The organism is Comamonas sp. Z1 (assembly GCF_008121555.1).
Taxonomy (GTDB): domain Bacteria; phylum Pseudomonadota; class Gammaproteobacteria; order Burkholderiales; family Burkholderiaceae_C; genus Comamonas; species Comamonas thiooxydans.
Genome location: NZ_VOQT01000019.1, coordinates 46,042 through 66,330, shown reverse-complemented (window position 1 = coordinate 66,330; position 20,289 = coordinate 46,042). Strand labels below are relative to the sequence as shown.

Annotated in this window: 9 protein-coding genes and 1 pseudogene; 9 read left to right on the top strand and 1 reads right to left on the bottom strand. The window is 54.0% G+C overall.

Going from position 1 to position 20,289, the window contains the following annotated elements; genetic code table 11:
- Positions 1–3 precede the first annotated feature (3 nt).
- Positions 4–1,380: a Fic family protein gene (locus tag FSY45_RS23220; protein WP_148748421.1), complete on the top strand. Its 1,377-nt coding sequence runs from the start codon at positions 4–6 to the stop codon at positions 1,378–1,380.
- Positions 1,381–1,676: 296 nt separating this feature from the next.
- On the opposite strand, the pseudogene FSY45_RS23215 reads toward FSY45_RS23220, so the two are convergent.
- A pseudogene (locus FSY45_RS23215) lies at positions 1,677–2,672 on the bottom strand (IS5 family transposase).
- A gap of 578 nt (positions 2,673–3,250) precedes the next feature.
- On the opposite strand from FSY45_RS23215, the gene FSY45_RS23210 reads away from it, so the two are divergent.
- The 8 genes from FSY45_RS23210 to FSY45_RS23175 all read left to right on the top strand — a co-directional run bounded on the left by FSY45_RS23210 (position 3,251) and on the right by FSY45_RS23175 (position 20,288).
- Positions 3,251–10,819: a type I polyketide synthase gene (locus FSY45_RS23210; protein WP_255443413.1), complete on the top strand. Its 7,569-nt coding sequence runs from the start codon at positions 3,251–3,253 to the stop codon at positions 10,817–10,819.
- On the top strand, positions 10,816–12,138 hold the full coding sequence (locus FSY45_RS23205; protein ID WP_148748420.1) for an aminotransferase class I/II-fold pyridoxal phosphate-dependent enzyme: 1,323 nt from the start codon (positions 10,816–10,818) through the stop codon (positions 12,136–12,138). The genes FSY45_RS23210 and FSY45_RS23205 overlap by 4 nt, the downstream gene beginning before the upstream one ends.
- Positions 12,135–13,574, top strand: a complete 1,440-nt coding sequence (locus FSY45_RS23200) for a mannose-1-phosphate guanylyltransferase/mannose-6-phosphate isomerase (RefSeq protein WP_148748419.1) — start codon at positions 12,135–12,137, stop codon at positions 13,572–13,574. The genes FSY45_RS23205 and FSY45_RS23200 overlap by 4 nt, the downstream gene beginning before the upstream one ends.
- 253 nt (positions 13,575–13,827) lie before the next feature.
- Complete coding sequence (locus FSY45_RS23195; protein ID WP_148748438.1) at positions 13,828–14,976, top strand: hypothetical protein; 1,149 nt, start codon at positions 13,828–13,830, stop codon at positions 14,974–14,976.
- A gap of 11 nt (positions 14,977–14,987) precedes the next feature.
- Positions 14,988–15,794, top strand: a complete 807-nt coding sequence (locus FSY45_RS23190; RefSeq protein WP_255443412.1) for an ABC transporter permease — start codon at positions 14,988–14,990, stop codon at positions 15,792–15,794.
- Positions 15,791–16,447: an ABC transporter ATP-binding protein gene (locus FSY45_RS23185; protein ID WP_148748418.1), complete on the top strand. Its 657-nt coding sequence runs from the start codon at positions 15,791–15,793 to the stop codon at positions 16,445–16,447. The genes FSY45_RS23190 and FSY45_RS23185 overlap by 4 nt, the downstream gene beginning before the upstream one ends.
- Positions 16,444–17,844: a glycosyltransferase family 1 protein gene (locus FSY45_RS23180; RefSeq protein WP_255443411.1), complete on the top strand. Its 1,401-nt coding sequence runs from the start codon at positions 16,444–16,446 to the stop codon at positions 17,842–17,844. Before FSY45_RS23185 ends, FSY45_RS23180 begins: the two co-directional genes overlap by 4 nt.
- Positions 17,841–20,288, top strand: coding sequence for an FkbM family methyltransferase (locus FSY45_RS23175; protein ID WP_187427598.1), 2,448 nt, complete (start codon positions 17,841–17,843; stop codon positions 20,286–20,288). The genes FSY45_RS23180 and FSY45_RS23175 overlap by 4 nt, the downstream gene beginning before the upstream one ends.
- The last annotated feature ends 1 nt before the right edge of the window (position 20,289 follow it).

Sequence of the window (20,289 nt, the reverse complement as noted above, 5' to 3'; positions counted from 1 at the left end):
GTCATGAATAGCGTCAAACCACAGCAAGAACTCGACTTGTTGGCCAACGTCATTGAGCGTCACCCAGAAGGGGTGAGCGCTGAAGAAGTGTTGCAGGAATCAGGGCTGGTATTGCAGCGCCGTAGCCTTCAGCGCAGATTGGCTGTATTGGTTGAGCAGAGGCGCATTCGGGTGCAGGGGCAAGCTCGTGCCGTGCGCTACTTTCCAGGTCTGCAAGATGAAGACCCAAGTGGCGTGGGCTCATCAAGCGCAGAGACTGGGACAGAGCCATATGTTCCCGTCAGCCCTGAAGGCGAAGCCATCAAGGCGTACGTGCGTCAGCCTCGGCATCTGCGCAAGCCTGTGGTCTATCGCACAGAATTTTTGGAACAGTACCACCCCAACCACACGGCGTATTTGCCCTTGAAACTGCGTGAACAGCTACATGCTTTAGGGCGTTCACCAGCCGAGCAAACACCTGCAGGTACGTTTGCCAGGGACATTCTTAACCGCTTGCTGATTGACCTTTCTTGGGCATCTTCGCAGTTGGAAGGCAACACCTATAGCCGCTTGGATACAGAACGGCTGATTGAGTTTGGCCAGGTAGCTGAGGGCAAGGATGCGTTTGAGACGCAGATGATCCTGAACCACAAGCAGGCCATCGAATTTCTGGTGCATTCGCCTGAGCAGGCGGTGGTCTCGCAAGATACCATCGTGGCGTTGCATGCTTTGCTCTCCGATGGCTTGATGCCTGACCCAGCCATGTGTGGCCGCATTCGCAGTCGTGCCGTAGAAATTGGCGGCAGTGTCTACCTACCTGTGGCTTTGCCTCAACGCTTAGAAGAACTGTTCGGCATCGTGTTGGGCATGGCCGCAGAGATTGAAGATCCGTTTGAGCAAGCGTTCTTCTTGATGGTGCACCTGCCTTACTTGCAGCCCTTTGAGGATGTGAACAAGCGTGTGTCGCGCCTGGCTGCCAACATTCCCTTCATACGCCATAACCTATGCCCACTGTCATTCATCGACGTGCCTCCGCAAGCCTATGTGGACGCCATGATCGGTGTGTACGAACTCAACCAGGTGGACCTGCTGCGGGATGTTTTTGTGTGGGCCTATGAACGCTCATGCCAGCAGTACGTGGCTGTGCAGCAAAGTCTAGTGCCGCCTGACATCTTGCGGTTGCGCTACCGGCAAGTGCTAGGCGAGGTGATTGCCGCTGTTGTTCGCAGCGGCTTGCCCGTGAATGAGGCGAGCGTTTACGCCATGCTGCCTGGAAGTGTGCAGCCTGAAGACCGCGAGCACTTCACACAACTCGTACTCAAGGAACTAGCTGGCTTGCATGCCAGGAATGCTGTGCGGTTTGGGCTGCGGCCGCTTGAACTGGTCGGATGGAAAAAGTAGTCGGACCGGATCCCACCCATAATGTTCGCCTCTATCGATTAGGCGACCAGAGCTTAGGTTGGGGCATGGTGGATTCAAGGGGCTAGCTCAATGGCTTGATCGTATTAGACCTGCAACGTGGGAGGCCCCTGCGACCTTCTGGGCGCATAAGGGGTGATCAGAGCGACCAAGTCCTTCTAGGGATCCTCTGCACAAAGCCATTCCGAGCGTGATAGCCGCTGCATCAGCGTGGACTGTCACTTCTTGTCGACTATCTTCTCCCCAATATGCCCGCGCTCCGCGGGCATATTGCCTCTTTAAGCTGCAATCACTGACTTGGATTGGTTGGTTACCTGCAACTGGACACGGGCCATCCACAGGTTCGCCAGAGCAAACAAGGTATGCAACTGCTGGGTGTTCTTTCTCAGTCCTCGGTAGCGAACTTTGACATGGCCAAACTGGCGTTTAACGACCCGGAATGGATGCTCGACTTTGGCCCGTATCTTGGATTTGACCTGCTCGAGTTGCTCCTGCAAGGCGGGGATAGGTTTCATCAGATCCAGAGCTTTGCGCTTGCCGCGCTTCATCGCAATGTGCCAATGCAGTTTGCGCTCAGGCGTTGCCGCAAGCATGTCGGGACGCTTGTCTGCACCTTGGTAGCCAGCGTCGCCATACCCATCGATTTCCTGGCCGTGCAGCAGGCTGTTGGCCTCCACCACATCGCTGACATTGGCTGCGGTGCCACGCACGGTATGCACCAAGCCTGAATCAGCATCCACGCCAATGTGGGCCTTCATACCGAAGTGCCACTGGTTACCTTTCTTGGTCTGGTGCATCTCTGGATCACGAGACTTGGTGCTGTTCTTGGTAGAACTTGGCGCCGCAATCAATGTGGCATCCACGATGGTGCCTGTGCGCAGCAGCAGCTTTTTGCTTACCAGCAAGTCCGTGACGGTTTGCAGGATTTGCTCGACCAGTTTGTGTGCTTCCAGCAAATGACGAAAGCGCAAGATGGTGCTCTCATCAGGTGTGGCGCTGTTCCACGATAAGCCTGCGAAATCCCGGAACAACGGCATGTCATGCAGCGCTTCCTCCATGGCTGGATCACTGAGCGTGAACCACTGCTGCATGAAGTGGATACGTAGCAGCATCTCAACGGGGAAGGGTGGCCGACCTCAGCGCCCTTCAGGGGCGTAGGGTTCGATCAACGCAACCAAACCTTTCCATGGAACGACCTGCTGCATCTGCTCAAGGAATTCGCGTTTGCGAGTCTTCTTGGTAGAAAGGTTCAGGCCGAGGTCAGTTTGCTGCATGGGCTGGGATGCTGCCGCACCCAGCACGCATGTGCAAGCACATGCGTTGGGGATTTATGCAGAGGTTCCCTAGGTGACGACCTGCTGCATCTGCTCGAGGAATTCGCGTTTGCGAGTCTTTTTGGAGGAGAGGTTCAGGCAGAGATCAAATTGCTGCATGGGCTGGGATCTTGCCTAACCCGGCACACATGTGCTTGCACATGCGTGGGGGAGTTATGCAGAGGTTCCCTAAGGGTAAGGGGCACTTGTTTTTAAGCAACCAATCATCCGTAACCCTGCACATAACTATAAAAATATGCCATAATCATTTGTTTAATAAATGAAAAATCAGTATTTAATAGTTTTTTTGATGATTCAAGATATTAAATCACGATGAAGTGACAGGTAAGCTAATAACCTATCTGAAAAGATGAGTTTTGTCTTTAGGGAGTTTTACGTCAGTACAATGATCGGCGCAACAGCCTTGGTGAAAAAACGCTTACTCAACCTGCATTCAATGCGCAGACACTCGTCATTGTAATTCAATTAGCAACCTATGAGTGTTTTGGGTATAAGTGCGGGCGATACAAGAATATAAATTGATTAAATCCGAATCTCATTCCATCGCAATAATTGGGCTAGCCTTTCGTTTTCCTGGGGATCTTTGTGCTGAGGATGCGTTCTGGGATGCGCTGAAACAAAAGCGCGATCTGGTTACTCAGATTCCAGAAGATCGTTGGTCTACAAGTGAACTAAAGCACCTTAAGCGTTCTGAACCTGGGCGGAGTATTACTTTTTCCGCTGGCGTGCTTTCGCGCATAGATGAGTTTGATGCTGGTTTTTTTGGGATTTCTCCGCGCGAGGCCGCGTGGCTAGACCCTCAACAGCGTCTTTTACTTGAGCTTTCTTGGGAGGCGATGGAGAACGCTGGTGTAGTGCCATCGTCGATTGCTGGTTCCGACTGTGCTGTATATGTCGGCATCTCAAGTCTGGATTATGGCGTGCGTAGCTTGGACGATATGGCCAGCATGAGTGCGTACTCGATGACTGGCAATACGTTGAGTATTGCTGCTAACCGTCTTTCTTATGTCTTCGATCTCCGCGGCCCTTCACTGGCTGTGGATACTGCATGTTCGTCGTCCTTGGTCGCTTTGCACCATGCTTGTAATAGTCTGCGGGCAGGTGAAGCATCGATGGCCATGGTTGGCGGGGTGAACCTGCTGCTGCATCCCTATCCCTTCGTTGGTTTCACTAAGGCATCCATGTTGTCCGCTGATGGGCGCTGCAAACCATTTGACGAGGCGGGTAACGGTTATGTACGTTCTGAGGGTTGCGCTGTACTTTTGCTGAAGCCGCTGGAGCATGCGCTGCGAGATGGCGACACTGTTCACTCAGTGATTTTAGCCAGTGGTGTGAACGCCGATGGCGCGCGTAAGACTGGTATCACAATTCCTAGTAGCGAGGGTCAGGCTGAACTAATGGCTGAGGTGCTGGGACGAAGTGGGCTCAAACCAGAGGACGTGGATTTTATTGAAGCTCATGGCACTGGCACGGTAGTGGGAGATCCCATAGAAACGGCGGCTATCGGCAACGTGTATGGGCAGAAGCGAAACAAGCCGCTGCCTATAAGCTCGGTGAAAGCCAATTTGGGTCATTTGGAGTCTGCCTCGGGCATGGCGGGTTTGGTCAAGGCTATCTTGGCGCTGAAGCACCGGGCTTTGCCGCCAGCGCTTCATCTGCACACACTCAACCCGCGTATCGATTTTACAGGTCTCAACTTGCAGGCCGTTACCGACTACATGCCCATAGAAAAGGAGGGTGGCAAGCCGTTGGTGGCTGGCGTCAACTCCTTTGGTTTTGGTGGAGCCAATGCGCATGTATTGCTGCAAGAGTACCCATCGACGAGCGGGCTGAAGAAGGCAGCGGCTGTGCCTTCGCCTGCGCTACCCAATGACCTTGTGCCTTTGCTGTTGTCAGCGCGCACAGACGATGCTTTGCGCGCCATGGCTCAGCGCTATGCTGATCTGCTTCAAGATCGTTCTAAGCAAGAACTTCAAGAAATTGCTCGTACAGCGGTGCTTGGTCGCGAACGCATGGAAAAACGTTTGGCACTATATGCAACTGATGCTCAGTCAGCTTCATGCATGTTGCGGAGCTATGCGCAAGAGGGTTCGTGCACAGGCGTATATACCGAAGATGCTATTGATCAGCCCAGTGATGTAGCCTTTATATATTCCGGGAATGGAGCGCAATGGCTTGGAATGGGCCGGCGGTTGATGTCTGAATCGCCAGGATTCGCGGCGATTTTAGCGGAGTTGGATGAGGCAATGCGGTCGCAGGCGGGCTTTTCGCTGCTTGAGGAGCTTCAAGCGCAGGATGTTGCATCCCGCTTTGATGACACCAGCGTTGCTCAGCCGCTGCTATTCGGCATCCAGGTTGCGATCACACGCATTTTGGTACAGGCTGGATTGAAGCCCAATGTCACTGCTGGGCATAGCGTAGGAGAGATCGCTGCAGCATGGGCTGCGGGAGCCCTGACCTTGGAACAAGCGATTGAGGTCATTTGTGCACGTAGCAAGGCACAGGCGTTGACACGAGGTACCGGGCGTATGGCCGCTGCTGGTATGACAGACCAAGTCGCGAAAGACCTTATTGCAGACATGAGACTTGATGTTGAGGTGGCGGGTCTCAATAGTCCTAACGGCATTACGCTCTCAGGCAGTCTGGAGGATCTGCAACGCATGCAGCGTTTAGTGGAGCCCAATGGCACATTCTTCCGTCTATTGGATCTCGACTATGCGTTTCATAGTCGACAGATGGATCCTATTGAGCAGCAGCTACGACAGTGGCTGCAAGGTCTGCAGCCCGCAGTTGCTCAGGCGGCAACCTTTGTGTCGACGGTAACTGGTGATGTGCTGGCTGGTGATGAGTTGGATGCTGGCTATTGGTGGCGCAATGTGCGTGAACCTGTTTGCTTTTCGCAGGCTGTTGACAAGGCGGCCGAACTGGGATGCCGGATTTTCGTGGAAATAGGCCCGCACGCCATCTTGCAGCGCTATATCTCCGATACCCTGTCCCATGCCAATATCAAGGGCAGAGCGCTGCCTACGCTGCGGCGAGGCGATGATGGCCTGCAGCGACTGGAAGAAGCTGCATTACGCACCTTGCTGCAGGGGGATGCTGCGTCGCTTATTGACCTGTTCGGCCCCGCCTTCCAGCGCATCATCTTACCTAATTATCCGTGGCAGCGGCAAAAGCACTGGCACCCCCGTTCTAATGAGTCTGCGCTGACCTTCGAGCGTCGAAGAGAGCACCCGTTACTGGGGTGGCGCCTACAAAGCACCAGCCCAGAGTGGGAAAATACATTAGATACACAAACGCATCCTTGGTTAGCCGATCACCAGATCAGTGGCGCTATCGTCTACCCTGGTGCCGCCTATGCAGAAATGGCGTTGGCAGCAGCCCGTGAATGGTTGCAGTCGCCACGCTGTGCTGTGGAGCAGCTCGATATCATCACCCCTATGGTGTTTGATGGGGAGCATGGCCGAACACTGAGACTGACGCTGAATCCGCGCGACGGCAACTTCCAGATCTCCAGCCGTCAGCGATTGAGCAGCGATGATTGGACGTTGCATGCGACGGGTCGTGTGCTGGAAGCGGCAGGGCATATGCTTGCCTCCAAAATCCCTGCAGTTGATGCTGCATCAAGCAGTACTCTGGACCAGGCCACGCACTACCGACTGACAACATCGCTAGGGCTTAACTATGGGCTGTCTTTCCAAGGGTTGCAGCAGGTTTGGGTCGCAAATGCACACCTAGAAGCACTTCTCATACCACCACCATCGCTGATTCAGTCGGATTATCTTTTGCACCCAGCCTTGCTGGATGTCTGCTTTCAAACCTTGGTGGATTTCTTTGCCCAACGTATTGAGGCGGGGCAGGGGATGGCACTGCTGCCGGTGAAGATGGGCTATATCGAGATCTGTAGTCTCGGAAAAGTAACTCGTTTGCGTGCGCAGTTGTTACGTAACAGTCATCGATCAGTACTGGCGGACTTTGAGTTGCTGGATGCCGATGAACAGCTGGTTGCGGTCATCCGAGGCTGCCGTTTTCGCGCAGCCCATCTCAAGCGTCACGTACACGAAAAGATTGCTCGATGGAGCATCACTCCTAGGTTGCTACCACATCCACTTGATGCTGTGCAGGCTCCGCTGCTGTCAGCTGCTGCGCTGCTGCAGGATGCAACTGATGCACTGGCTGAGCATGCTGCTCCTCGCCAAGGGTGGTTTAAACAAACACTGCCGTTGATCGAGGCTCTGGTACTTTCTTTTGGCTATGAAGCCTGCCAGCAATTGCATCAGTCGCAAGGCGACGATTGGCAGCAATTGTTTGAAACGCCTTACGGACGCTGGTTGGCTGCTCTTATGCACCGAGAAGAGTTGCTCGTGCCAAGCATCGAGGGTCGTCTAGCTTTGGCTCAAGACCCAGGTTTGCCAGCTGCAGATGAGCTTTGGCGTGCAATACTTCAGGACAACCCGGAATGCCTGCCACAACTGTCGATGCTGGGCCGTGTCGGTCGTCAGTTGACTGGTTTGCTTGATCGAACGGTGGATGCATCCGCTCTGGTCAGCGAACTGCATCATTCCCCGATTGCTGAAGCAATACACCACGCTGATCCGTCCTATGCGGGCGTGCGCATCGCGTTGGAAGCCATGCTGGGCCGGGCTGCAAGTGACTGGCCGACTGACCGCCGACTACGTGTGCTGGAAATATCTGCGGGTCTCAGTGAGTTGCCCTACGTATTGCTCAGCACTTTGCCTCATGATCAGTTTGACTATGTCCTGGCTGTGGCAGATCCTGCTTTGCAGGCCCGTCAAGCCTCAGAGTTTCAGGCGCACGCCAATATCGCTGTGACTGGGTTCGATCCGCTCTCTCTGGATATCGTGCTGCCGGCACAAGTCCCTCAGAGCTTTGATGTGCTGGTATTGCGCCATACCCTGCACCGTAGCATCAACCCTCAGGCTGCCCTGGCACGGCTGCGATCACTTTTGGCCATCAATGGCAGCCTGTGGCTTGCTGAGCGCCATGCCGATTGGAGCGTAGACTTTGTTGAAGGGTTAGATCTGCAGTGGTGGCATGCAGGAGGTCAAGGTGACTATCCCCAGTCCTCACTCCAGACGCCGCAGGTTTGGCAGCAACTGCTTCAGGTCGCAGGCTTTGATGAAACTAAGCTCTTCCTTGAATCACAAGCTCAAGGTTTGTCTGCTGGTGCCTATTTGCTGTTGGGCCGTAGTCACACTCCATCCTTGATCGAACGGCCACCTGAGGTAGTTCAGGCGTTCGGTAGCTGGCTGCTCCTGGTTGATGCTGCCAGCCAAACTTTTGGTCAGCAACTGGGTGCACGCCTGCGTGAAAAGGGTCAAGAAGCATACATTGTCGAATCCCCCGATGCTGTGCGACTGAGCAGTGCGAGTCATATTGTGAGCCTGGTGGGCTGGCACGATGGTGCCGATGTCGCGGCGCAGACGCTAGGGCTGTTGCTGGGTCATATTCAGACACTGGCGCGCAAGCAGGTGGGGCAGATGCCCAAGCTTTGGATGCTTATGCGTGGCGGTGCATTGGCCTGCACATTGCCAGAGGAAGTGCTTCCCAGTCTTGCCCAGGCAGCCCGCTGGGGGTTTGGCCGCGTTGTCATGAACGAAGTGCCACAACTTTGCTCCACGCTGATTGAGCTGGCATGCGATTTAAGTGATCCAGCATCTCTGTCACGGTTGGAAAACGAGCTGCTGCATCCGGATGGCGCCAGCGAGATTGTGCTGGGACGCAAGGCCCGCTATTGTCTGAGCATGCACGCTGCGGAAGCGGTCGTGACCCCCAAGGAACCTGTTTCCACACCGCGCGTGCGTCTCGATTTCCATGTGCCAGGCCAATTACGCAATCTGGTCTGGCTGCCGCAGACCGAACGCGCACTGCGTGATGACGAAGTCGAGGTACGTACCCACGCCACGGGACTGAATTTCCGTGATGTGATGTACCTTATGGGTCTGCTGCCAGACGAGGCCGTGGAAAATGGATTTGCTGGTGCCAGCTTGGGGCTGGAGTTTTCCGGCGTGGTTAGCCGCGTGGGTGACAAAGTGCGTGAGTTGCAAGTGGGTGATGCTGTCATGGGTTTTGGCGCATCCTGCTTTGCCAGCCATGTGGTTACACCGGCACATGCAGTGGCTAATATGCCAGCGCACTGGTCTTTCGAGGCCGCCGCTACTGTCCCCACTGTCTTTCTCACCGTCTACTACGCATTCAAGCAGTTGGCCGATCTCCAACCTGGCGAGCGCGTTCTGATTCATGGCGCTGCCGGTGGTGTAGGTATCGCTGCTATCCAGCTGGCACGCCACTTGGGGGCTAAGATTTATGCCACAGCTGGTAGTGACGAAAAGCGTGACTTTGTGCATCTCCTCGGTGCAGACCATGTCTTCGACTCGCGCAGCCTGTCATTTGCCGAAGATGTGATGACAGCTACCGGTGGCCAAGGCGTGGATGTGGTACTGAATTCACTGGCCGGTGAGGCCATGCGCCGCAGCCTTGATGTGCTCAAACCTTTTGGACGCTTCCTTGAGTTGGGTAAACGTGACTTCTTTGAGAACACCCCGGTGGGGTTACGCCCATTCCGTAACAACATCAGCTATTTTGGTATCGATGCCGACCAACTGATGAACGGGCGCCCGCAACTCGCAGCACGCTTGTTCAAGGAGGTTATGGCCTTGTTTCATGAACAGGTGCTGACGCCGCTGCCGTTGCGCAGTTTCAGCGCTAATCGTGTGGTGGATGCTTTCAGACTCATGCAGCAGGCACGTCATATCGGAAAGATCGTGGTGTCTCTCGATGTGTTGCCACAGCTCAGCGCTGCCGATCCTGCTCAGTCCTCATCGACATTATTCAATGATGGTGATTGTTGGCTTGTCACCGGAGGCTTATCCGGTTTTGGCCTCGAATCTGCACGTTGGCTTGTCGGCCAGGGTGTGCGCAATCTGGTGTTGGTTGGTCGCCGGGGCACACAGACCCCAGGTGCACAAGACGCCGTCGATGCGTTGACTGCTCAGGGGATTCGCGTGCTTGCTGCGGCCTGTGATGTGGCTGACGCAGCGGCACTGGCAGCGCTATTGCAATCACTTCCGGAAGATATGCCTGCGTTGACCGGTGTGTTACATGCGGCGGCGACTTTCGACGACCGCCTGTTGCACAACTTGGATGCGCAAAGTATGGAAAGCGTGCTGACGGCCAAATTGCAGGGTGCTTGGAATTTGCATTGTGCAACCGCAACCCAGCCTCTACGCCATTTCGTCTTGTATTCATCCATCACCACGGCTATCGGCAATCCGGGTCAGGGCAACTACGTGGCTGCAAATGCGGGGCTGGAAGCGCTTGCAGCATTGCGCAAGCGCAATGGCCAGCCTGCGACTTGCATGGCTTGGGGGCCTATTGGGGATGCAGGCTATCTGGAGCGTAACCAGGCGATCAAAGATGGTTTGGCGCAGAGATTGGGTAAGCCCCCGATTGCTGCAGCCGATGCACTGACCCAACTGGGTCAGGCATTGCGCTCAGATCACGCCATCGTTATGCCTGCTGATTTTGACTGGAATGTATTAGCAAGGTTGCTGCCCTCATCTACAGGCAGTCGTTTCACCATGCTCAATCGTTTGCGCGAAGAGAATTCTTCTGGTGTTGATACCACAGACATCGGAGCGCTACTGGCGAGCAAAACGCCACAAGAGGCAGCTGCCATTGTGAGCGAGATGGTGACGCAGGAGGTGGCTCAGGTGCTGTGCATACCGGCAGCAGGCATTAAGCCGCAGGCGTCGCTGCACGACCTGGGGATGGACTCGCTAATGGCTGTTGAGCTTGCATTGGGGCTTGAGCAACGCTTTGGCATACAGCTTCCGGTCATGATGCTGAACGACTCGCCTTCTGTTAGCAACGTGACTGCGCGCATCGTGGAAAAACTGGTGGATGGAGATACTGCAAACGAACCATCAACGCAGCAGGAAAGCCAGCTTGCCTTCGTGACCGCTGCACTTCAACAGCACGGCGAAGGCATGACCACCGAACAACTCCAAGCTCTGGCGCAAGAAACGCAAATGCTTGCCCAAAAGGGCGCGGCGCTTATTCCATGAACAAGTCTCCACTGGCCCGACAGGCCAAAACACAGCTAATCGATCGCATTCTTGGGCGTAAGACCAGTGCTGCTCAGCAGCCCGTAGTCGCGACAAGGTTCGCGATGCACTCATCGGTAAACCCCGCTTTTACCCGGTTTGATCGCCATCCTGGCTACGAAAAAATGCTGGTCCCGAAAGCGGTGGCCAATCGACTGGGACTGGACAACCCATTCTTCCGCATTCACGATGGTATGGCTGGTGCTACGAGTCGTATTGCTGGGAATGAGTTCATTAACTTCTCCAGCTACAACTACTTGAGCCTCTCAGGGCACCCTGATGTGAACCAGGCTGCTAAGGATGCCATTGACCATTACGGTACATCAGCATCGGCCAGTCGCCTAGTGGCAGGCGAGCGCCCAATACAACGAGAACTGGAACAAGCCTTGGCAGAGGTTTATGGCGTTGAAGACAGCATTGTGTTTGTCAGCGGTCACGCTACCAATGTCAGCACCATTGGCTACTTGTTCGGCCCTAAAGATTTGGTGCTGCACGACAGCTTGAGCCATAACAGTGTGCTGCAGGGCATTGCACTTTCCGGTGCTGCAAGGCGTCCGTTTGCGCACAACGACCTGGCAGCACTGGAGCAGATACTCATCGAGAGCCGCAGACATTATGAGCGGGTGCTTATCGTGGTTGAAGGCCATTACAGCATGGATGGGGACATCCCAGATTTACCATCACTGATTGACATCAAACGCAGGCACCAGGCATTTCTGATGGTCGATGAAGCCCATTCGCTAGGGGTTTTAGGCGCAAGTGGCAAGGGGCTGCACGAACACTACGGCGTGGATGGCCGCGATGTGGACATCTGGATGGGCACGCTCTCTAAAACGCTGGCGGGCTGCGGTGGTTATATCGCTGGAGAGCGTGCACTGGTGGAGCTCCTTAAATATGCAGCGCCTGGATTTGTCTACAGCGTCGGTATAGCTCCCAGCTTGGCTGCAGCATCACTTGCAGCTCTTCGTGTCATGCAAAAGCAGCCAGAGCGCGTGCAAAAACTACGCAGTAACACACATTTTTTTCTGCAACAGGCGCGTGCAGCTGGCCTAGATGTTGGCATGTCCCAAGGTCATTCCATCATTCCTTTGATGATGGGCAGCTCCGTCAAGGCCGCGCGTCTTTCCAGCCAGCTCTTTGAGCACGGCATCAATGTCCAACCCATTCTTCATCCAGCTGTCGAAGAGAAAGCCGCCAGATTGCGATTCTTTCTCAGTACTGAGCACAGCCAGGCGCAAATGGAATTCAGTATTCAAACCATCAAAGAATTGACTTCATGACTGCTCTTACCTTGATTCCAGTTGTACTTTGTGGTGGTGCAGGCTCTCGCCTTTGGCCTGTATCGCGTGAAACACATCCCAAGCCATTCATCCGGCTTGGTGATGGGCAAAGTTTGCTGCAAAAAGCTTTCCTGCGTGGCGCTCAACTACCAGGGGTGGCCGAGGTTCTGACGGTGACCAACCGCGAGCTGCTGTTCAAAACGAAAGATGAATATCGCGAAGTTAATTCAAATCGACTGGCAACCTCGTTCATTCTTGAGCCCTTTGGTAGAAACACTGCTGCAGCGATTGCGGCGGCTACCCTGCACGTGTCGAAGATGTATGGTGAAGAAGCCATCATGCTGGTGCTAGCAGCCGACCATCTGATTGCGGATCAGAAGGCTTTCTCCTCAGCGGTTGCTGAGGCAACTATGCTGGCGCGTCAACAAAAATTAGTGACGTTTGGTATCCAGCCGGATGCGCCTGAAACAGGTTACGGTTATCTTGAAGTCGATGGTCACGACGTATTGCGCTTTGTTGAAAAACCCTCACTGGAAAAAGCGCGTGAATACATGGACTCTGGACGCTTTCTGTGGAATTCCGGCATGTTCTGCTTTCAAGCGGGCACTATGCTGCAGGCATTGGAGGCGCATTGCCCTGAAATTCTTTCTAAAACCCAGCAATGTGTTGAGCAGTCCCGTAAAGTTGAAGGCGACGGTGTTGTTGAGCAAGAGCTGGATGCAGCTACATTTGCGGAGGTTCCAGATGACTCTATTGACTATGCAGTCATGGAGCGCGCTTCCCACGTCGCAGTTGTGCCTTGCTCCATCGGCTGGAGCGATATTGGATCTTGGGACGCACTTGGTGATCTGATAGCGCCCGATGCGCATGGCAATCGCATTAAAGGCGATACGCTCTTGCACGATGTTTCCAACTGCTTTATCCAGAGCAGCCAGCGCATGATCGGTGCGGTTGGCGTCGACAACCTAGTGATTGTCGATACTCCCGATGCGTTATTGGTTGCAGACAGAGAGCGCTCACAGGATGTCAAGGTCCTTTACAAAGAGCTGAAAGCGCAAGGCCACGACGCTCATAAACACCACCTGACTGTACATCGTCCATGGGGTACCTATACGGTTCTAGAAGAAGATCCACAATATAAAATCAAACGTATCGAAGTGAAACCGGGTGAGTCTTTGTCGTTGCAGATGCATCACCATCGCAGCGAGCATTGGATTGTCGTGAGCGGCATTGCCAGAGTGGTCAATGGGGATCAGGAATTCTTCGTCAGAACCAACGAATCTACCTATATTCCTGCAGGCCATACACATCGTTTGGAAAACCCGGGTGTGCTGGATTTGGTTTTGATCGAAGTCCAAAGCGGTCAATACCTTGGCGAGGACGACATTGTCCGTTTTGAAGATATTTATGGACGCGTCTTAGAGTCGCAGACATAAGCCAGAAAATCGCTGGTATGCGATGGAGATGATGTGCGAAGCCGCACGCGGTACAAAGTCACGACAAGGTCAAGCAGCGATGTATTAAGCCTTGTAATTGCGTTTATGAACGTCCCGAGTCCTCTTCATTCAGTGGCGCAAGGCCCGAGCTGTAATGCGCGGGTCTTGCTTGCCGCATACCCTACAACATCATTAAAAACACAGTAATTTGCGCGCCTCAATCAGGGCGCGCAACGAGGAATATCTTTTGGAAATGTCAACCCCCCCAGGCTCAAATGGGGCCCCCAATGCCATGGGGAAGTCCTTGAAACATCGCCTTTCCCGCATCAACCGACTTTTTCTTTTGACAGTTGCTGCGCCCACTGTCGTTGCAACCGTCTATTTCGGTTTGATGGCTTCGGATGTGTATGTCTCTGAAAGCCGTATTGTGGTGCGTAGCCCGGAAAAGCAGGTCGCTACTGGACTTGGCGCTTTGCTCAAAGGTGCGGGATTTTCTCGTGCCCAAGATGACAGCTACACCGTGCGCGACTATGTACTTTCTCGCGATGCGCTCAAGGAAATTGACGATGCACTTGCCGTGGGTAAGGCATTTTCCAGCACCTCAGTCGATCGAGTGAGTCGCTTTGGTGGCTTGGACTTCGATACCAGTTTTGAGGCATTGCATCGCTATTTCCAGAAAAAAGTCGACGTTCAGCAAGACTCTGCCTCCTCGATCACCACACTTACGGTGCGCGCTTATGCCGCGCAGGATGCGCAAAATATTAACCAGAAATTGCTAGAGCTGAGCGAAGGTTTGGTCAACCGCCTCAACGAACGTGGCCGCCAGGATTTGATTCGCTCTGCCGCAGTCGAAGTTGCCGAGGCTGAAAAGAAATCCAAAGCAGCGGCGCTGGCGCTTTCAGAGTATCGCAACGCAAAGGGTGTCGTAGACCCCGAAAGACAGGCTACGGTGCAATTACAGCAAGTGGCTAAGTTGCAAGATGAGCTTATCATCACTAAAACGCAGCTGGCTCAGCTTAGAACCTTTACGCCGCAAAATCCGCAAATTCCGGCTCTGGAAAAGCGGGCAAGCACCTTGCAGGCCGAAATGGAAGTTGAAAACATCAAGGTCGCCGGCGGTGAGCGCTCATTAGCGAACAAGGCAGCAGAATTCCAGCGCCTGGCATTGGAGCGTGAATTTGCCGACAAACAGCTGGCCACTGCGTTGGCATCGCTGGAGCAGGCGCGCAACGAAGCACAGCGCAAGCAGGTGTACATCGAGCGCATCGCCCAGCCCAGCCTGCCCGATATCGCGCTGGAGCCGCGGCGTCTGCGCAGCATTCTTGCAACCTTTGTACTGGGCCTGGTGGCGTGGGGTGTTTTGAGCATGCTGCTGGCTGGCGTGCGCGAGCATCAGGATTGAAGGAGTAAACGTTGGCTGACTCTCAACGCCCTTCACACTCTTCCTTGGCTGCCTCCTGGGCCATCCAGCGCCGGGTCATTGGTGCGCTGTTGATGCGCGAAGTGATCACTCGTTATGGGCGTCACAACATTGGTTTTTTGTGGCTGTTTGTTGAGCCCATGATGTTTACCTTGGGCGTGACTGCACTGTGGACTCTGGCCGGCGCAGCTCATGGCTCCAACCTCCCCATTACCGCCTTTGCCCTGACGGGCTATTCCAGCGTATTGCTATGGCGCAATATGCCTGGCCGATGCATTGGCTCGGTTGGCCCCAACTTGGCGCTGATGTACCACCGCCATGTGAAAGTGGTGGATATCTTTGCCGCACGCCTGCTGCTGGAAGCTGCGGGTGCAACTATTTCATTCATGGTGCTGAGCCTGCTCTTTATTGCTTTAGGTCTGATCAGCCCACCGGAAGACATTGGCAAGGTGTTGCTTGCCTGGTTCATGCTTGCCTGGTTTGGTTTTGCATTGGCAACACTTATGGGGGCTCTGAGCGAGCAATCAGAAATCGTGGACAAACTGTGGCATCCCGCCTCATATCTGCTCTTTCCGCTGTCTGGTGCAGCCTTCATGGTGGATGCACTTCCAACGGCCGCACAAGATCTGGTGCTACTGCTGCCCATGGTGCATGGCGTTGAGTTGCTGCGCGAAGGCTATTTCGGTTCCTCCTTCAAAGCGCACTATGACATCGGTTATATGGCGGTATTTTGCGCGGTACTGACACTGCTGGGTCTTGCAAAACTGCGTCAAATCAGCCGCACGGTGATGCCAGAATGATTCATATCGAGCATGTCACTAAGCGCTATGCCACACGCCATGGCGACGTCACAGTGCTTGACGACGTTAACCTGACCATTCGCCCCGGTGAAAAGGTCGGCATTCTGGGGCGCAACGGTGCCGGCAAGTCCACCATCATCCGGCTGATCAGCGGCGCGGAACGACCGAGCTCTGGCCTGATCCGGCGTGAAATGAGTGTGTCCTGGCCGCTGGCATTTGGCGGCGCCTTTCAGGGCTCGCTGACCGGGCTGGACAATCTACGCTTTATCTGCCGGGTATATGGCAAAAGCACCGAAGACAGAATTGCCTACGTGCAGGAGTTTTCAGAGCTCGGCCGCTATCTGCGCGAACCTGTCAAAACTTATTCCGCCGGCATGCGCGCCCGTCTGGCTTTTGCCATCAGCATGGTGGTGGAGTTTGACTGCTTTTTGATCGACGAAATCGTGGCCGTGGGTGACAGCCGTTTTCATGAGAAATGCCGCGTTGAGTTGTTTGAAAAGCGCAAAGACCGGGCCATGATCATCGTCTCTCATGACCCTGGCTATGTGCGTGAGCACTGCGACCGTGCGGCCGTGTTGGTCCGAGGCAAACTCACCACGTTTGACCACGTGGATGAGGCTTTCGCGTTTTATCAAAACCACGCCGCAGAATGAAAGCGCTTGCTTGGCAAATGCCCGCATGGGCGCTCACGCTCCTGCCCGTGCGACTCGCCCGGCAATGCCTGAATGAGCGTGCTTCAACAGCGGCAACGGCAACGGCAACGGCAACGGCACACACGCCGGCACGGCAGTTGTTGGTTGATGTGTCCGTCATTCACCAAAGCGACGCACGCACGGGCATTCAGCGCGTGGTGCGGGCGCTGCTACTGCAGCTATTGATGGCACCGCCAGCAGGCTATTGCGTGCGCCCCATTTTTGCCACGCGGCAGCACGGCTACCGCTATGCCGCCCCTGACTTTCTTGACCCCACGCCTCAAGCACCAGGCGCTGCGCTGCTGCCGATGCAGGCGGACGCGAGGGGGGGCGTGAGGGCAGACGTGCAAGCCGGGTGCGGCGACCTATTCTTGGGCCTAGACCTTGCCGCCCATCTGCTGCCCCGCCACCAGGCCCAGGTGCTGCGCTGGAAAAGAAGCGGCGTCAAAATGCACGTTGTGGTGTATGACCTGTTGCCCCTGCAGCACCCAGAATGGTTCAACCCCAAAACCGCCCGCAACTTCAAACGCTGGATCAAGTGGCTGGCCGTGCATGCCGACAGTGCCATTTGCATTTCCGAGACCGTCAAGATTGAACTGCACGCCTGGCTGAACACCCGCTTTGGCATGCCGCCCACCGCCTTGTCCACCAGCACCATCGTCTTGGGGGCGGATATTGACGCCAGCGCGCCCAGCGGCGGCCTGCCGGCGGACGCCTTAGGGGTGCTGGAGCGTCTGCGCGGCACCTCCGCCGTGTTGATGGTCGGCACGCTGGAGCCGCGCAAGGGCCACGACCAGGCGCTGGCTGCATTTGAGCTGCTTTGGCAACAGGGCAACACATCGCTATTAGTCATCGTCGGCCGCCCGGGCTGGAAAACCCAGGCACTGCAAGAAAAACTGCGCCGCCATCCACAGGCAGGCCAGCGGCTTTTCTGGCTGGAAGACGTCAGCGATGAATACCTGGCACAGCTCTATGACGCATGCAGCGGTGTTCTGGTGGCGTCTCGAGGCGAGGGGTTTGGTCTGCCCTTGGTTGAAGCCGTCCAGCATGGCAAGCTGGTTTTGGCGCGCAAGATTTCAGTGTTTCAAGAACTCAATCTTGCAGGTGTTACCTACTTCCACGGCGAATCAGCAAACGATCTTGCCACTGCGATTGTCAATTGGCTACAGCCTGCTTGGGGTGCACCTGTTTTAGGGTCACAAAGTCTCGCTAGGCCATTGTTCCCAACATGGCAGCTTTCCGCTATCCAGCTGTTGCATACCTTGGGCTTGCAACAACAACTGCCAGAGCCCCATCACAACGCTGTTGCCCTCAAGGCAGACATCTGCACTTCCTGCCCCGTGGGATCGATCGCATGAATATCACTTCGTACGCGCAAAATTTTGAGGACGTCATGCTATGGCGAGCACTGGGCCATATTGAGCGAGGCTTGTATATCGATGTAGGTGCCCAGGACCCAGTCATCGACTCTGTCAGTCTTGCATTCCATGAGCACGGCTGGCAAGGCATTCATGTGGAGCCCACACCACACTATGCTGCACTGCTCAGGCAGAAGAGGCCCGGTGACAAGGTTATCCAGGCTGCAGTTGGATCAGACTCAGCCGTACTGCATTTTTTTGAAATACTGGATACAGGCATTTCAACGGCAGATGCAGAGATAGCAGCGCAGCATCGCGCACGTGGCTTCGACGTGCGCGAAACCAATGTGCCTTGCATTCCCCTCTCTGCCGTTTTTCAACTATGTGCAGAGCAAGAAATACACTGGCTCAAGATAGACGTAGAAGGTTTTGAGCAGCAAGTGCTGTCAAGCTGGGGCACGTCAACGGCGCGGCCTTGGGTTGTAGTGGTGGAAAGCACGCTACCGCTCACACAGATCGACACCCACCAAAGTTGGGAATCCATACTGGTTGGCTATGGCTATACCTCGGTTTATTTTGACGGCCTGAACCGGTATTACGTTTCAGAGACACATTCAGAACTGAAAGCTGCTTTCGCTGCGCCCCCCAATGTTTTTGACGGCTTTGCCCTCAATGGCACCGCCAGCGCCCCCTTTCATCAACTCATTGCGGCACGCTATCAAGAAAAGATCAGCGAGGCTGAAAAGCAGCTCGCCGCATTGGCACTCAGCCACAGCGAGCAAGAACGTACGATGCAAGAGCATCAAGCCGAGCGGGAGCAGGCGCTGCAGCAAAAACTGCAGGCCCTGCAAGCACAGCTGGATCGCCTGCAGCAAGAACGTGCAGCGCGTGAAACGCTGCTGCACGCGCAAAACAGCCAGTCACGCCAGGAGCTGGAAAGGCTTTTGCGCCAACTCGTGGAGCGCGAGCAGGAAGTGGCAGCACAACTGCTCCAAACCCAGCAACAGGCCGAGCGCGAAAAAACAGAGCTGGCCCACCGGCACGCAGAACATGCCACGGCTCTGCAGCAGCAGTACGCCGAGCTGGAGCAGGCGCTGCAGCAAAAACTGCAGGCCCTGGAAGAACAGCTGGATCGCCTGCAGCAAGAACGTGCAGCGCGTGAAACGCTGCTGCATGAACAAAACAGCCACTCACGCCTGGAGCTGGAAAGGCTGTTGCGCCAACTCGTTCAGCGCGAACAGCAAGTGGCAGCACAACTGCTCCAAACCCAGCAACAGGCCGAGCGCGAAAAAACAGAGCTGGCCCACCGGCACGCAGAACATGCCACGGCTCTGCAGCAGCAGTACGCCGAGCGGGAGCAGGCGCTGCAGCAAAAACTGCAGGCACTACAAGAGCAACTACTCCAAGCCCAGCAGCACGCAGAGCAGCAAAGGACAGAGTTGTCACACATGCACAGTGAGCAAGAACGTGAAATGCGCGATGAATTTACGCTCAAGACACTCAGTTGGATGGAAGAGAAAAAGGCTAATGAACAGGTGCAGTTGGCTTTGCGAGAAGAATTTAGGGAAAAAGAGCAAGAGCTGATCGAAGTAATAAATAGACAGCGTGAATTTCAAGAGTCTTTTATCAATTCTCAGCGTCAGTTAGAAGAGCTGCGCGATGATTTTAAATTAAAAGAGATTTTCATAAAAAATAAATATGAGATTAAAATAAAGGCGATACAAGAAGAATTAAATAAAGTCAATTCTGATATTTTTTCATTGGAATATCGACACGTTCAGCAGGTTAACTTCTTCGTCAATGAGCTTCAGCGTTTGAAATCAAGAAATTCAAATCTCAATCGAATAAAACGTGAGTCTTTACTTGAAGTTTTAGGGTTGATGAGTTCCAATTTTTCTGAGGTTGTTACGCATCAGACGATAGAGCTTATTTCTTCGACGGCTAATGTAAATTTTTGGAAACACGAACATTTAATGGATTTGCCTATGTACGCAAAGAACAATTATCAACCAACCTTTGAGTTAAATCAGAGTGGCGTTTATCATGTGAATGATTTTCTAAAACTTTATGATAGAAATTTTGTTAAGGCTGCTTATCAGGCTATCCTGAATAGAGATCCAGATGCAGAAGGTGAGGATCATTATGTTTCTAAGGTTCGTAGTGGAGTAAGTAAGCTATATATTATTGAGAATATATTAAAATCCCCAGAAGCTGGTTCTAGAAAAATCAGAATTTGCGGATTTCGTTCGCAATTAATTTTTTTGAAGATATGTGATTTTCCTATTGTAGGGAATTTTATGTCTGGGGTTATATTTTTTCTTGGTATAAAAAGCTATTTAAAAGATTTAAGGGCAATGGAGAATCATATTGTCAGAGTAGCGGAAGAGACTCAGGCTTTGCATGAGTTCAATATTAAAAAATTAGAAAATCTGATCAATAAATGAG